Genomic DNA, 14,554 nt, shown 5'->3' with positions numbered 1-14,554 from the left:
CCGCTAGTCGGACGATCCGCCGGCATGGACGCGGGCGATGAGCGCCAACGCCTGCCGGTTGCAGCCCTTGTCGATCATCCAGGCGAGCAGCGCGCCCGGCGCGGCGCCGGCGAGGTCCGCCGGGCGCAAGGCGACCTGAAAGTCCCGCATCGTGCCGTCGAGCGAGACCAGCAGGCGACCGTCCCCGGCGAGCGTGTCGCGGGGCAGCGCCAGATCGTTGTCCCCGGCCGGCCAGACGAGATCCGCATGGCGGGCGTTGTCCGAGCGCAGCGTGACGGAGACGGCGTGCGCCGCCTCGCGTCGCCACAGCAGGAAGCTTTCCGGGCGGGCGCAGCGCGGACCCGAACTGTCGGCGCTCATGTGCCACAGGCCGGGCGGCGGCGGCAGGTCGCCGGCATCGGCGCGCGCCGCGCCGAGCACGCTGGAGCGGGCCGTCTCGCCGGCGAGCAGGCCCTTCAGTCCGGATAGCAGTCCGCCGCGCGGCGTGCCCGGGGCGGCGCCGTCCCCGGGTGTCGCGGCAGGGCCCTGATGCGGCCCGGTGAGCGTGATCATGCGCCCGTCGCGGGCGATCAGCGTCAGTCTGGCCCCGGCGGGCAGGTCGAGCGTTGCATCGGCGGTGAGCTCCGTGCCCGGCGCGTAAGTCTCGGGCACGGCACTTGCGGCGGCCACGACGAAATCGGCGGCGCGCGCCGGCGACGGCGTCAGCGCGCAGATCGCCAGACCCAACGTCAGACCCAACGTCAGACCCAACGCCAGGACGACGGCATGCGGTGCCCGGCGCGGCGACGGGCGATGCGCGGTTTGCGAAGTGGGCCGTGTATCCACGCGCGGCATCCTTATTTGCTTTCGAGGGTCACTGTCGCGCCCCTTGCCCCGGCGTGCAAGCGGGCGAGATGGAACCGCGCCAGCGGATCGTCGGGGCGCTCCGCCAGAAGGGTCTCCAAGGCCCGCGCGGCCGCGTCGGGATCGGTGTCGAGGCTGGCATAGGCCGCGCGATAGGCGGCGAGCCAGCCGGCGCTTGCCGCGTCCGGGGCAAGCGGCTCGAAACAGGCGAGCGGCGTCGAGCGGCCCTTGAGCAGGAGGCGGGCTGCGGGGCGCAGGATCTGATCGCCGGCGCAGGCGGCGGCGACCGTCTCGCTGACGAGCAGGCGCGTGCCGAGCGCCTTGTTGGCGCCTTCGAGCCGCGCGGCGGTGTTCACCGTGTCGCCGAGGCCGGTGTAATCGAAGAAGCGGGCGCCGCCGAAATTGCCGACGATGGCCGGCCCCTTGTGCACGCCGATGCGGGTCACGCCGAGGGTGAGCCCTTCCGTCGCGAGGGCTTTCCGGTGGTCTTGCGAGAAGGCGTCGAGCGCCAGCGCGAGGCGCACCGCATGGGCGGCCTGATCGGGATCGTCGTCGGGCGCGCCGAAGAAGCCGATCACCGCGTCGCCGACGATCTTGTCGATGGTCGCGCCATGTGCGGTCATCCTGTCGCACAGACCGTCGAGATAGCCGTTGAGCACCCGGCCGACCTCCTGCGGCGGGAGGGTTTCGGCGAGCGTCGTGAACCCTTCCAGATCGGTGAAGACATAGGTGACCTCGCGCGTTTCGCCGCCGAGCGCGAGCGACAGCCGGCCGCTGGCGATCCGCGAGACCACCGCCGGACTCACATAACGGGCGAAGGCGTCCTGCAGAAACGCGCGCTCCGCCCGCTCGGCGCGCCAGCGCGCGAGCCCGAGAAGCAGCGCGGTCGCAAGGCCAGCAAGCGGCGGACCGGCGAGCGGCGGCAGCATCACGCCCGCGCGGATCAGCCCGGCGGCACCGGCGGCATAGGCTGCAAGCCCGGCAAGACCGCCGAGCCACAGCCACGCGGGGCGGGCGGTGCGCCCGACGCCCGCCACCAAAAGCGCCACGGCAAGGGTGAGCGCGAGCGACAGGCCCGGCGGCGGGGTCGGCAGCGTCAGTCCCGCGAGATGCTGTGCGGTCAAATGGGCATGGATCGTCACGCCGGGCAGGCTGCCGGCTTGCGCGCCCCGGGTCGCCACGAGGGGTGTCGGATGCCGGTCGATTGTGGGCAGATCGGTGCCGATCAGCACGATCCTGTCGGCGAACCAGACATCGGGCAGCAGGGCGGCGGTGTGGGCCGGATAGGTGGCGAAGGCCGGGGCCCCGTCCGACCCGTGCGAGTAGAGGATACGGCCCGCCCGCTCCGGCGCCGGAAGGGCCGGCGGCGTGCCGACGAGTGCCTCCGCGAAGCTTGGCGTCTGCGTGCCGTGAGGCCCTCGCGGACGGGGCAGGTGGCGGACGATGCCGTCGACCTCGTCGCGCTCCAGCGCGATCCAGCCGCTCGTCCGCCCCGCGAGCCCATCGGCAAGGTAGGCGGCCTGCCGCGCGCTCAACCCGTCGTCCGTGTCGGCGCGCGCCAGCACCACCGGTGTCGCGACCGTCTCCAGCGCGGCGATCAGATGCGCGTCCTTCGCCGGGTCGCTCGGCTGGTCGAGCAGGATGTCGAGGCCGATGGCCCGTGCGCCGGCGGCATCGAGGCGCAGGATCAGGTCAGCGAGAAAGCCCCGGTCGATGGGCGAGCGATAGGCGAAGCCGGCGAGCGTGTCCTCGGTGATCGTCAGCACGGCGATCTTGTCGCGCACCTGAGCGTCCGGCGTCGGCGCGAGCGCCAGCGCGCGGTCGCCAAGCGCGGGATCGAGCCGATGTCCGACGGCGAGGGCGACAAGGCTGGCGAGCAGGGCGGCGACCAGCATCTGCGCGCGGCCGACGCCGCGCGGCGGACGCGGGATCATGAGGCGGGGTTTGCGGTCATTGCGGCGTGTCGAAGCGCTTGATGTCGGACTGCGTCCCGTCGCGATAGGTGAGCTGGACGCTCACATAGCCGACCGACTTCGCAATGTCCGCATGAACCGTGGAGCCCGGCCCGCTGCGCGGGATCGCATGCGGATTGTCCGGGTCGCAGGGGCCGATCTCGAACACCCGGTCGGGCGTGTCGGTGTCATAGCCGTAGCGCACTTCCTCGATGGCGCAGCGGTAGCTGATCAGATGCGTGAAATAGACAAGCCGCCGGTCGTCCCAGTCCTGAAACGACAGCCAGCCGGTGGACAGACGCTCCAGAATGTCCTTCTGGCCCGCGATGAGCGCGCCCGCCGGGGTGAAGGTCACGGGAAACGGCCCCTGCATCTGCCCGCGGATGTCGCGGTAGCTCACCGCGATCTCCGTGTCGCCCACGGAGCCTGGAAGCTCGATCATCGGATAGGGCACCGGCTGCCCGGTCGTGGGATCGACGGCGCCGGGCACGAAGCCGGTGGAGCGCATCTCCTCGCCGGGCAACTGGACGAACACCTCCTGCGCCCGGTCGGCGATGGCGAGCGTCAGCATCCAGCCCTGATTGGAGCGCATGGCGTTGAGTGTCACCGGATTGGCGATGGCCGCCGTGTTGAGCGTCGACAGGGCGGCGAGCCGGCTCTTGGCGTCCTCGATCTGCTCCGCCGCCATCTGCTGGTCGATGAAATAGCCGAGGAACCGCCCCTCCTCGACGCCCGTCATGAAGCGTTCGAGCAGCGCCTTCTCGCGCGTCTTGTCGGCGGTGGTCTGTTGGCCGAGGCGGGCCTGGCTGTAGTCCTGCGACAGCGCATAGGCCGCCGGCGTGAAGTCGGGATGGGCCTCGAGAAAGGCGCTCAGCCGGCGCACCCGCTCCTCGCGCTCGGCGAGCAGGATCTCGGCGAAGAGCGTCGTCGGGTCCTGGCGGCCCTGCGACAGCGCGCGGTAGACCTCGCGGGCGCCGGCCGGGCCTTCCTGGATCTTCAGCACCGCCTGAAAGCGCAGATGCGGGTCGACCTGCGGCATGCCGAAGGCGAAGTACTTGAGATAATCCTGCCGGGCCTTGGGATAATCGCCCCGGATCTCGCGCAGCCGTGCGTTGGAATAGAACTCGTGCGGCCGAGTCGGTGTCTCGACGAGCAGCGAGCGGCTGGCGAGCCGGGCGAACAGGCGCTCGACCTCGCCGGCGCCGCCGGCCTCGGCCGCCGCCAGCCGGTCGCGGGCAAGGGCCGCGAAGGTGCCGTCGGGAAAGCGGGCGAGATAGGCGCGGATCTGATCCGCGTCGCCGCTGTCCTTCACGTCGTTCCACAGTTGCAGTTCGAGCTGAACGTCGGAGGTCTGCGCCGGGGCCCGGGCGTCCGGCGCGGTCGCGACGCCGCCCGGCAGGAAGACGACGTCGGCGGTCAGCGAGGAATGGTCCCAGGGCACCTGCGCGCCCCCGGTCTCTTCCACCACGCGCCGGCGCACGGCCTTGAACACCGCCTCCACGGTCGCGCCGGGGGCGAGCAGTTCGGCCGCGATGGCCGCCGTATAGGGGCTGTTGAGCCCGGCGCCATCGGCCGCCACGCTGCCCGGTGCGGTGGCGAAGGAGATGAAACTCCCGCGCGGCGTCGATTGCAGCAGCGCAAAGCCCCCCGCATTGCCGGCCGAGCGCGTCAGCGCGGTGTTGCGGCAGGCATCCAGGATCACGACGTTGGCGCCGTCGTGGGCGGCTTCCACGCGCGACAGCAGCCAGTCGACGCTGAGCGCCTCGAACTCCGCGTCCACCTCGTCGCGCAGATCGGCGCCCAGCGGCGCGAGATAATTCTTGCCGCCGGCCTGGAAGCCGTGACCGGAATAGTAAAGCGCGGCGAGCGTGTCGTCGCCGGCCGCGGACAGCGTGTCGGTGAAGTCGCGCACGGCGCGTTTCATGTCCCGCAGGTCCGCGTCGAGCACCAGCGTCACCTCGAAGCCGGCGCGCTCCAGCGTGTCGGCGATGAGCGCCGCGTCGTTGCCGGGGTTGGCCAGCGGGCTCAGCGTGTCGCTGTCGTAATTCGCGTTGCCGATGACCAGCGCATGGCGCGCGGCCATCGCGGGACCCGCGCCCAGCACGACCGCCAGGGCAAGAAACAGGACAAGCCGGGCGGCGACGCGCGCGGGCCAATGCGGCCGGCGAGAGCGGGAACGCAGGGGCGGGTGTGCGGTCATGGCAATCGGTCCTGTCTTCGGGCGCCTTGCGGCCTCTTTGGACATGCAGTCCGTTTCGGGAATTGCAGCCCATCGGGCGCGGCGCGTCAATGCACGCTGCCCCGCGCGGCGCGGCGATGTTTCCGATCTTCGCCCGCCTGCGCTACCCTGTCCGTGATGAAGACCACATTTCGCCCCTCCCACCCCTATCTCGCCGGGCCCGGCTTTCACGCCTTCGCCCATCGCGGCGGCGCGCTGGAGTTTCCCGAAAACAGCCGCCAGGCGTTTCGCGCCGTGCGCGATCTCGGCTACCGCTTCATCGAGATCGACGTGCAGGCGACGTCCGACGGACAGGTCGTCGTCTTTCACGACGACACGCTGGAGCGCACCACGGACGGGCGCGGCGTGGTGTCGGCGCAGCGCATGTCCGATCTCGCCGGCGTGCGCATGGAGGGCGGCGAACCCCTGCTGACGCTCGCCGAAGCGCTCGAGGATTATCCCGACATGCGCTTCAACATCGACATCAAGACCGATCAGGCGCTTGCGCCGACGTTGGCGCTTCTGAAGGCGATGAGCTGTCTCGAGCGGGTTTGCGTCGCCTCCTTTTCCGACCGGCGGCTGGCGATCGCCAAAGCCGAGCTGGGGCGGGAGCTTTGCGTGAGTTCGGGGCCGCGCAGCGTCGCGGCGTTGCGCTTCGGGTCGTGGAAGATGCCGGTGCGCACCCCCGACGTCGCCTGCGCGCAGATCCCGTTGACGCAATACGGCGTGCCGCTCGCCACGCGCGGCTTCCTGCGCCACTGCAATGCCCGGGGCATCGCCGTGCATGTGTGGACCATCGACGACGAGGCCGAGATGCGCCGGCTGATCCGCAAGGGGGTGAACGGCCTCGTCACCGACCGGCCGGCCCTGCTCAAGCGCGTGGCGCAGGAAGAGGGCGTCTGGTGACGGGCCCGACGCGGCGCGCCGGTTCTTGATTCCGTTTCGCGGCTCACCGATATCTGGGCGGCCCGGGCCGCGCGCGGCCCCGGCGCCGACTTTCCAACGACGTCACCAAGAGGAGCTTCGCGCACCCATGACGAGCGAAACGACGAGCGCGGCGCAGGATGCCGCGCCGCAGTCCCACGCCTTTCAGGCCGAGGTTGCCCGGCTTTTGCACCTGATGGTGCATTCGGTCTATTCCAACAAGGACATCTTCCTGCGCGAGCTGATTTCCAACGCGGCCGACGCCTGCGAGCGGCTGCGCCATGCCGCGCTGACCGCCCCCGATCTGACCCGCGAGGATCCCGACTTCCGCATCCGTCTGGAGGCCGATGCCGACGCGAAGCGGCTCGCCATCGTCGACAACGGCATCGGCATGAGCGAGGAGGAGATGATCGCCAATCTCGGCACCATCGCCCGCTCCGGCACCCGCGCCTTCATGGACAAGCTGGAGGAGGCGAAGGACGGCTCGGCGCTGATCGGCCAGTTCGGCGTCGGCTTCTACTCCGCCTTCATGGTTGCCGACCGGGTCGAGGTCACGAGCCGCGCGGCCGGCAGCGATCAGGCCCACCGCTGGATCTCCGACGGCACGGGCACCTTCACCGTCGAGCCGGTCGACCCGTCCGGTGACGACGTGCCGGCGCGCGGCACACGGGTCGTGCTGCATCTGAAGGACGACGCGGGCGACTATGCGACGCCGGCGACGCTGGAGCGCATCGTGCGCGCCTATTCCGCGCATGTGCCCGTGCCCATCGTGCTTGTCGGCGCGACACCGGCGGAGACGGAGGACGGGGACGCGGAGGCGACCACCGAGCGCCAGCTCGCCGATGGCACCGCCTTGTGGACCAGGTCGAAGTCCGAGGTCAGCGCCGAGGAATACGCTGAATTCTACGGCCATGTGTCGGGTCAGTTCGACGAGCCGGCGCTGACGCTGCACTATCGCGCGGAAGGCCGGCACGAGTATTCCGTGCTGATCTTCCTGCCCTCGATGAAGCCCTTCGACCTGTTCGATCCCGACCGCAAGGGCCGGGTGAAACTCTATGTGCGCCGCGTCTTCATCGCCGACGACGCGGACCTCCTGCCGGCGTGGCTGCGGTTCGCGCGCGGCGTGATCGACAGCGCCGATCTGCCGCTCAACCTCTCGCGCGAGATGCTGCAGCACAATCCGGTGCTGGAGGCGATCCGCAAGGGGGTGACGAACCGCATTCTCTCCGAGTTGCAGAAGCTCGCGGACAATGACAGCGAGACCTACCTGAAGATCTGGGAAAACTTCGGCGCGGTGCTGAAGGAAGGCATCTACGAGGACTTCGAGCGCAAGGACAAGCTGCTCGGCCTCGCCCGTTTCCGCTCGTCGAAGGACGGTGGCGCGACCTGGCGCTCGCTCGCCGACTATGTCGCCGACATGAAGGAGAACCAGACGCAGATCTTCTACGCCACCGGCGCGAGCCAGGAGGCGATTGCCGCAAGCCCGCATCTGGAAGGTTTCCGGGCGCGCGGCGTGGAGGTTCTGTATCTCGCCGATCCGGTCGACGCCTTCTGGGTGCAGATGGCGCAGGGCTACGACGGCAAGCCGTTCCAGTCGGTGACGCAAGGGGCGGCGGCGCTCGACCAGATCCCGCGCGACGACGCGGCGGACACGGAGGCCGAAACGGCCGACGACGCGGGCGCGTCGAAGACCGACGAAGGGCTCGTCACCGCCTTCCTGAAGGAGACGCTCGGCGACAAGGTGGCCGATGTGCGCGCGTCCGTGCGGCTTGCGGAAAGCCCGGTCTGTCTGGTCGCGCCGGAGCATGGTCCGGACCGGCAGCTCGAAAAGCTGATGGCGCGCCAGGCCGGCGGAGCGGCGGGCTTTGCCCCCGTGCTGGAGTTCAACCCCGGCCACGGGCTGGTCAAGGCGCTGTCGGGCAAGCTCGAGGCGGCCGGCGACAAGAGCGATCTCGCCGATATGGCCTGGCTCCTGTTCGACCAGGCGCTGATCCTCGACGGCGAGGTGCCGGGCGATACGGCCGCCTTCGCCCGGCGCATGGCCGGGGTCATGCAGAAGGGCCTTGCCTGACGCGCGGCACAATTGGTCGGGCACGATCGGTCGCGAAAGGAAGCGGCCCGGCGCGTTTCGGCGTGCCGGGCCTTGTCATGCGGGTTTTTGCGGTGGGGCGGCTCAGTCGCCGAGCACGACCAGCACCATGGAGATCACCAGCAGGAGCGCCATGGCGATGTTGAAGAGGCGTGCGTGACGCGGGTCGTGCAGGAAGCGCCCGACCACGGCCCCGAAGGCGAGCCACGGCAGGCAGCCGACGATGGCCGCCAGGATGAAGACGGCGGCCAGCACGCCGGCCTGCGCAAGCACCGCCTCGCCCGGCTGCAGATAGGCGGTGATCGCGCCGGCGGCGATCAGCCAGGCCTTGGGATTGACCCATTGAAACAGCGCGGCGCCCAGGAAGCTGCCCTTGCGGCCGAGATCGCGCGCGCCATCCGCGCCCTCGCTGGCGCCGACGGGGGCGGTGGCGATCTGCCAGGCCAGCCAGGCGAGCACGGCGAGGCCGACGATCTTCATCGTGTCGACCACATAGGCGATGGTGAAGACGGTCTCGCCCAGACCGACGGCCAGCGCGAAGATCATCGCCGCGAAGCCGAAGACGATGCCCCACAGCACCGGCAGGCCGCGCCGCACGCCGACCGCGCCACCCACGGCCGTCAGCAGCACGTTGTTGGGACCCGGCGTCGCCGAGCCGACGAAGGCGAAAAGGGCGAAGGCGTAAAGCTGTTCGACGCTCATGTGATGGTTCCGACCCCTGACCGGCCCGGCGTCTCACGCCGACCTGCGTTCACTCCGCTTTCTGTTCCGCTTCCTGTATCAGCCCGTAACTCCGCGTGTCGACCCTGGCGAAGGGGCCGGCCGCATAATCGTATCCGCCCAGCTCGTTCGGCCCGATGGCGGGATCGCGCGGGGCGGCGTAATAGACCCGCACCTCCCGGATCTTGCCCGTCGCTGCGAAGCGGAAGACATCCACGCCGCGAAACCAGATCTTCTGCGCCGGCTTGACCGCCGTCCATTCGGCGACGGCCGTGCCGGCCTGCGGATCGGCGAAGACGGTGTCCAGCACCCAATAGGCGCCGTTGTCCTCCGCGTCCCGCCGCCACTGCACATAGAGGCTTTCCACATCCGTGAACGGCCCGAACATCCCCTTGGGCAGATAGTGACAGGCATTGTCCTCGAACAGGGAGAAGAAAGCCGATTTCTCGCCTGAGTTGCAAGCCCGAAAATAGGCCTCGACCGCCTGGACCAGCGCTGCCCTTGCCGGGTCTTCCGATTTCGGAAAAGGGGCAAGCGTCATGACGCGACCGTCTCGCGCGCGGGCCGGCTTGCGGCGAGACCGGCGCGGGTGAAGGCAAGCGCGGGCGGGGCCGGATGGCGCGCGAGCGCGGAAGCCTCGACCGCGGCCGGGCGGGCGAAGCGGCCCGTGCCGGTCGCCGGGGGCAGATACCGGCGAACCAGTTCCCTGGCGGCGGCGAGATAGGCCTCGTCGGGGCGGCGTTCGATTTCCGACACCTCGGCGATGAAGGCCCGCGCCGCCGCCGGTATCCCGGCGAGATCGAGGCGGAGCCGCCCTTCGGGCCCGTGCGAAAGCAGGCCGTGTTCCTCGAAGACGGCGAAGAGGATCAGCCCCGTGCCGGAATCGAAGTTGCGGTTCCAGTCGGGCTCCAGCGGATAGCGGAAGCTGCGGTCGAGCAGGATGAACTCCGCCACCGCCTCGGCGTCGACCAGATCGCTCTCCCGGCAGGCCAGATAGGACTGCAGGTCGACCTTGATCTCCTCGAGCAGGCCCGTGAACCAGCGGGTCTTGATCGCGACATTGGTGTCGAAGGGGCGCGCGCCCTGATGGTGGAAATAATCGTGCAGATAACCCCAGACGCAGCGCGCCTTGTAGTTGGCGCGCGGATCGGGACCGGTCGGATTGCGGATCGCGAGACCGTCGGCGGCCGCGCGCACGGCGGGCAATGTGATCTCGTTGTAGATGCGGTGGAACTTGTTGAAGAAGAAGACCGCATAGTCCTGCTTCGCGACCGGCGTCGCGGCCTGGATGTTTTCGGGAAAGAACACGATGTTGTTGCCGCTCATCAGCCCGGCCGTTCCGTCGATGAGATGCGACGACTGGCAGATGTTTGCCGGGTGGGGAAAGCGCGCGTAGAGCCGCAGATAGGCGGGGTCGGAGGGTTCCTCGCGCCAGGCGAGGAAGGTTTCGAAGCGCCAGCCCGTGCGTCCCCCGTTGGCGAGACGCAGCGGCCCGAAGAAGAAGAAGGGCGCGCCATCGCGCGGCGGCACGATGGCGTCGCGCGCCGCGCCGAAATCCGGCGGCGTGTCGAGACCGGCCGCGATCCATCTCTCGATGTCGGCGGCGAGGGCCTTTGCATAGGCGGCTTGCCCGCAGGCGCGGGCGGTCGCGCCCGCGAGATCCGCCGCGACGGGCAGGAGTTCCCGGGCCCGCGCATGCCGGGCGGGGGCGATGGTGCCGTCCGCCTCCTGCAGGTCGGCGAGCGCGTGCGTGGCCGCGATCAGCGCCGGATCGAGCAGCGTGTCGAGATCACAGGGTCGGAACATGGATCGTGAACCCCATCGGCACGGCGCCGTGATCCTTGACGACGGTGAGACCTTCCTTCTCCACCGCGGCGAGCGTCGTAATGCAGCCGTCGAAGTCTCCGGCCGCGCAGCGGCGGGCCGCCTCGGCATTGCTGGTGACGAGCGTCAGGTCGTGGAAGGGCGAGACCAGCGAACTCGGCGCCGGGTGGCTTGCCACCGAGCGGATCGGCGCCTTCGGGTCGCGGGCGGCGAAGACCATGTTGAAGGTGTCGAACAGGAAGAGATCGGCGAGCACCATCTTCCCCAGATAGGGAAAGACCAGATTGTGCAGGTCGGGATAGACGACGCAGCCGAGAAGCGCGGAATCCGGCTCGGCGACGACCATCTCGATCGCCTCTTCCAGCGTTGCGTGCAGCGCGACCTCGGCGGTGAGATCCCGCTGGCCGATGTAGTGGCGGGCGGCGGCCTCGCAGTTGGTGCCGCCGGGCCCCAGCGTGCGGATCAGGCGGATGCGCTCGAGCGCGGATGGCGGCTTGACGGCGATGTTCATGTCGGTCTCCGGGCTTGGGTCTGGCGCCGGCCTGACAGGAGCCCGGATGGGCCCCGGCCGGTCGCGGTGCGGCGCACGCGCAGGGGCGGCCGCTCCCTGTCGGACGCGCTCCGTCGTGCGTGTGGTCTGGATTGGCTCGGGAATGGCGGCCAGTCGCGGCGCGCCAGTCGCATGGGGTCGTTAAGTCATTTTCCGACTAACTGGTCCTTGGCTGCCTTTTCCTTGACGGTCTCGTCCCTGGTGGGGCGATGGCGGGGCGATGGTCTCGTCGTGCGGTGCGTCCTGGGTCCGATGCGCAACTTGAATGTGCATGGTGTCAGATTTATGATTTTTGCGTGTATTTGAAATTCGAAATTCATTCGAGTTCGCCGGTAAATATCTATTTCTGCTACGCTCCGGACGGTCGTGTGGGGCCGCGTCCCTCGATTGCCGGACCGGGCGCCGCCGACTAGGTTTATGCGCGCGCGGCCCCGGGCGGCGGCGCGCAGGGACGCGCGAGAACGCCAGGGCCTGCCAAGCGCAGCGGACAACGCCGGAGAGACGTCAGTGTTCGAACTCAAGGACATCGAGATCCTGCAGGACATCGTGCGCGCGGGCGGCTTTCGGGCGGCGGCGCAGAAGTACGGCCTGTCGCAATCGGCGATCTCCAACCGGGTGCTGGCGCTGGAGAAGCGGCTCGGCATCCAGATCTTCGACCGCGGCCGGCGCCAGGTGCGCCTCACGCCGGTGGGGCGCCGGTTCCTGGAGGAGGCGCAGCGTCTCGTCGCCGCGCGCGACCGTCTGGTTCAGGAGATCACCCGGCCGGGCGGGCTGAGCGGCACGGTGCGCATCGGGGTCGCGGAGACCATCGTGCACACGCTGCTGTCCGATCTTCTCAACCAGCTCAAGGCGCGCCATCCCAAGGTGCGCTTCGAATTGTCCGTCGACACCTCCCGGCAGTTGAGCGCGGCGCTTGCTGACGACGATCTCGACGTCGCGATCCTGCTGAGCGAGAGCGTGCCGCGCGGGGCGGCCTCGGTGCCGCTCGCGCCGCTGGAACTCGGCTGGTACGAGGCGGCGACGCGCCCGCCGCGCGACGCGGCGATGCCGGTCGCCGAGCTTGCCCGATGCACGATCGTGAGTTTTCCCAAGGCGACGCCGCCGTTCCGCGAGCTGGAATCCGTGCTCGCGGCGCCGGATCTGCCACCGCCCGAACTGCACGGCTCCGCCTCGCTGTCCACGGTGATCCATCTGGTCGCCGACGGCTTCGGCATCGGGGTGCTGCCCGAGCGCATGGCGGACGCGCCGCCCTTCGATCGTCAGATCCGCGCGCTGCCGGTCGCGGAGGCGGCCCGGCTGACGCCGCTGCGCTTCGTGGTTGCCTATATGCCGGAGCGAAATCGCGAGGTGGGGGCGGAAGTTGCCGCGGTCGCGAAGGCCTGTGATCAAACTGATGCATAAAAACGATCAAAAAACTTTTAGTATGATAACTTGACAAGATCAAAAGCGCTCGCGATCCTTCCCGCACAAGGTTCACCAGTGGGAGGCGCGTGCCTGTGTCCGTTGCAGCTTCGTCGAAGGACCTGTCTTTCCAGCAGGTGCGCGATCTCGGCCCGCGCGATCTGCGCAGGGCGATCCGGGCCGGGCGCTACGCCGGTCCGACGGCCGGCTGCGCCCCGGGACGTCTGCAGGGCAATCTGGCGATCCTCCCCGGCGATCTCGCCGACGATTTCCTGCGGTTCTGCCTGAGAAACCCGAAGCCCTGTCCGGTGATCGGCGTCTCGGAGCCGGGCGACCCGCATATCCCGGCGCTTGGCGCGGATCTCGACATCCGCACGGATCTCGGCGGCTATCGCGTGTTTCGCGGCAGTGACGGCGGCCGGCATGTCGGGACCGACGATCTGACCGCGATCTGGCGCGACGATCTCGTCGCCTTCGTGCTGGGCTGCTCGTTCTCCTTCGAGGACGCGGTGGTGCGCGCCGGCATTCCGCTGCCGCATGTCGCGGCGGGGCGCAATGTGGCGATGTATGTCACCTCGCTGCAGACCGCGCCGTCGGGACCGTTTCGCGGGCCGGTGGTGGTCTCCATGCGCGCCTTCTCGCCGTCCAACGCCATCCACGCGATCCTGCTGTCGGACCGCTACCGTCTGGCGCATGGCGCGCCGGTGCACATCGGCGATCCGGCGGCCATCGGGATCGCCGATCTGTCGAAGCCCGATTTCGGCGACGCGCCGGATCTGGCGCCGGGCGACATTCCGGTGTTCTGGGCCTGCGGCGTGACTCCGCAGATGGCGATCCGCGCCGCCCGACCCGACCTCGCCGTCACCCATGAGCCCGGCCACATGCTGGTCACCGATCTTTCCGCCGATGCCGCCGAGCACACGCTGGGCGGGGTCGGTCCCGCGTCGACGTCAACCATATCCAGAGGAGCCACATCATGACGCGCATCTTCACCCGCCTTGCCGCCGCTTCGGCGGTGTCGCTCATCGCGCTTTCCCCGGCGCTTGCCGAGGAGCTGTCGGTCGTCGGCAGCTGGAGCAACCTGCCGCTGCACCAGCAGTTCGAGGCGCCGTTCTGGACCGAGACCCTGCCCGCGGCGTCCAACGGCGAGATCTCCGTGCAGATGACCACCCACAACCAGATGGGCATCCAGGGCAGCGACGTGTTCCGCATGCTCGGCGACGGCGTCTTCGACGTCGGCATGACGGTCGCCGACTATGCCGTCGGCGACGCGCCGGAACTGGAAGGCCTCGACGTGCCGCTCGTCGCCACCACCCCGGCCGAGGCGAAGGCCATGGTCGCCGCCGCGCGGCCGATGGTGGAGGAAATCTTCGCCGACCGCTTCAACGCCAAGCTGCTCGCGATCGCGCCCTATCCGCCGCAGGTCGTCTTCTGCAAGGGCGAGGTGACCGGCCTCGACGATCTCGCGGGCAAGAAGATCCGCGGATCGGGCCGCATGACCACCAAGTTCCTCGAGGCGCTGGGCGCGGAAGGCGTCAACGTCGGCTTTTCGGAAGTGCCGGGCGCGCTGGAGCGCGGCGTCATCGACTGCGCCGTCACCGGCTCCGGCTCGGGCTACAGCGCCGGCTGGTGGGAAGTCACCGACACGCTGATGACGCTGCCGCTCGGCGGCTGGGACTCGGTCGTCACCGCGATGAACATGGATCGCTGGGAGAGCCTCTCCGAGGAGACCCAGGCGCTCATCCAGACCGAGATCGAGACCAACTTCGAGGCGGCGGCCTGGGACGTGTCGGCCGGCTCGCTGGAGACCGATATCGCCTGCCTCACCGGAAACGGCGAGTGCCCGATGGGTGAGCCCGCGGCCCTGACCCACGTCGCCCCCAACGACGCGGATGTCGCCAAGGCCCGCGCGATCCTGACCGACACCGTGCTGCCCGAGTGGGCCGAGCGCGCCGGTCCGGACTGGGCGATGCGGTGGAACGCGAGCGTCGGCAAGGCCGTCGGCGTCGAGATCCCGCTGCAGTAACCGAAAC

Annotated in this window: 12 protein-coding genes; 5 read left to right on the top strand and 7 right to left on the bottom strand. The window is 69.6% G+C overall.

What is annotated here, in order from left to right:
• Positions 1–3: 3 nt before the first annotated feature.
• Genes ABL312_RS14585 through ABL312_RS14575 form a run of 3 tightly spaced genes read right to left on the bottom strand, consistent with a single transcriptional unit; the run spans position 4 to position 4,995 of the window.
• Positions 4–825, bottom strand: a complete 822-nt coding sequence (locus ABL312_RS14585) for a hypothetical protein (RefSeq protein WP_349358131.1) — start codon at positions 823–825, stop codon at positions 4–6.
• Between the two features lie 11 nt (positions 826–836).
• Entirely contained in the window at positions 837–2,777 is a 1,941-nt protein-coding gene (locus ABL312_RS14580) for an adenylate/guanylate cyclase domain-containing protein (RefSeq protein ID WP_349358130.1), read from the bottom strand.
• A 16-nt stretch (positions 2,778–2,793) separates the two neighbouring features.
• Complete coding sequence (locus tag ABL312_RS14575) at positions 2,794–4,995, bottom strand: caspase family protein (protein ID WP_349358129.1); 2,202 nt, start codon at positions 4,993–4,995, stop codon at positions 2,794–2,796.
• Between the two features lie 156 nt (positions 4,996–5,151).
• On the opposite strand from ABL312_RS14575, the gene ABL312_RS14570 reads away from it, so the two are divergent.
• A complete protein-coding gene (locus ABL312_RS14570; protein ID WP_349361420.1) occupies positions 5,152–5,919 on the top strand; it encodes a glycerophosphodiester phosphodiesterase family protein in 768 nt (255 codons plus the stop codon).
• A 127-nt stretch (positions 5,920–6,046) separates the two neighbouring features.
• A complete protein-coding gene (gene htpG, locus ABL312_RS14565; RefSeq protein ID WP_349358128.1) occupies positions 6,047–8,008 on the top strand; it encodes a molecular chaperone HtpG in 1,962 nt (653 codons plus the stop codon).
• Between the two features lie 102 nt (positions 8,009–8,110).
• On the opposite strand, the gene ABL312_RS14560 is transcribed toward htpG, so the two are convergent.
• From ABL312_RS14560 to ABL312_RS14545, 4 genes are read right to left on the bottom strand one after another with little or no spacing between them, the layout of a single operon-like run.
• Entirely contained in the window at positions 8,111–8,728 is a 618-nt protein-coding gene (locus ABL312_RS14560; RefSeq protein ID WP_349358127.1) for a LysE family translocator, read from the bottom strand.
• A gap of 49 nt (positions 8,729–8,777) precedes the next feature.
• Entirely contained in the window at positions 8,778–9,287 is a 510-nt protein-coding gene (locus tag ABL312_RS14555; protein ID WP_349358125.1) for a nuclear transport factor 2 family protein, read from the bottom strand.
• The gene (locus tag ABL312_RS14550; protein ID WP_349358124.1) at positions 9,284–10,552 is read right to left on the bottom strand and encodes a DUF6421 family protein; all 1,269 of its coding nucleotides are present in this window, start codon (positions 10,550–10,552) and stop codon (positions 9,284–9,286) included. Before ABL312_RS14550 ends, ABL312_RS14555 begins: the two co-directional genes overlap by 4 nt.
• Positions 10,536–11,081, bottom strand: coding sequence for a hypothetical protein (locus ABL312_RS14545; RefSeq protein WP_349358123.1), 546 nt, complete (start codon positions 11,079–11,081; stop codon positions 10,536–10,538). The genes ABL312_RS14550 and ABL312_RS14545 overlap by 17 nt, the downstream gene beginning before the upstream one ends.
• 546 nt (positions 11,082–11,627) lie before the next feature.
• Between ABL312_RS14545 and ABL312_RS14540 the strand changes: the two genes are divergently transcribed.
• The 3 genes from ABL312_RS14540 to ABL312_RS14530 all read left to right on the top strand — a co-directional run bounded on the left by ABL312_RS14540 (position 11,628) and on the right by ABL312_RS14530 (position 14,547).
• The gene (locus tag ABL312_RS14540; protein ID WP_349358122.1) at positions 11,628–12,521 is read left to right on the top strand and encodes a LysR family transcriptional regulator; all 894 of its coding nucleotides are present in this window, start codon (positions 11,628–11,630) and stop codon (positions 12,519–12,521) included.
• Between the two features lie 122 nt (positions 12,522–12,643).
• Positions 12,644–13,501 carry a putative hydro-lyase gene (locus ABL312_RS14535; protein WP_374730209.1) on the top strand — a complete coding sequence of 286 codons (858 nt, stop codon included), beginning with the start codon at positions 12,644–12,646 and terminating at the stop codon, positions 13,499–13,501.
• Complete coding sequence (locus ABL312_RS14530; RefSeq protein ID WP_349358121.1) at positions 13,498–14,547, top strand: TRAP transporter substrate-binding protein; 1,050 nt, start codon at positions 13,498–13,500, stop codon at positions 14,545–14,547. Before ABL312_RS14535 ends, ABL312_RS14530 begins: the two co-directional genes overlap by 4 nt.
• The last annotated feature ends 7 nt before the right edge of the window (positions 14,548–14,554 follow it).

This window comes from Stappia sp., from assembly GCF_040110915.1.
Taxonomy (GTDB): domain Bacteria; phylum Pseudomonadota; class Alphaproteobacteria; order Rhizobiales; family Stappiaceae; genus Stappia.
Note: the sequence above shows the minus strand (reverse complement) of the source record. Positions and strands in the feature narration are given on the sequence as shown.

Bases quoted from the DNA above. Each gene is read 5' to 3' on its own strand.
- ABL312_RS14580 (WP_349358130.1), bottom strand. From the start codon at position 2,777: ATGATCCCGCGTCCGCCGCGCGGCGTCGGCCGCGCGCAGATGCTGGTC.
- ABL312_RS14575 (WP_349358129.1), bottom strand. From the start codon at position 4,995: ATGACCGCACACCCGCCCCTGCGTTCCCGCTCTCGCCGGCCGCATTGG.
- ABL312_RS14570 (WP_349361420.1), top strand. From the start codon at position 5,152: ATGAAGACCACATTTCGCCCCTCCCACCCCTATCTCGCCGGGCCCGGC.
- htpG (WP_349358128.1), top strand. From the start codon at position 6,047: ATGACGAGCGAAACGACGAGCGCGGCGCAGGATGCCGCGCCGCAGTCC.
- ABL312_RS14560 (WP_349358127.1), bottom strand. From the start codon at position 8,728: ATGAGCGTCGAACAGCTTTACGCCTTCGCCCTTTTCGCCTTCGTCGGC.
- ABL312_RS14555 (WP_349358125.1), bottom strand. From the start codon at position 9,287: ATGACGCTTGCCCCTTTTCCGAAATCGGAAGACCCGGCAAGGGCAGCG.
- ABL312_RS14550 (WP_349358124.1), bottom strand. From the start codon at position 10,552: ATGTTCCGACCCTGTGATCTCGACACGCTGCTCGATCCGGCGCTGATC.
- ABL312_RS14545 (WP_349358123.1), bottom strand. From the start codon at position 11,081: ATGAACATCGCCGTCAAGCCGCCATCCGCGCTCGAGCGCATCCGCCTG.
- ABL312_RS14530 (WP_349358121.1), top strand. From the start codon at position 13,498: ATGACGCGCATCTTCACCCGCCTTGCCGCCGCTTCGGCGGTGTCGCTC.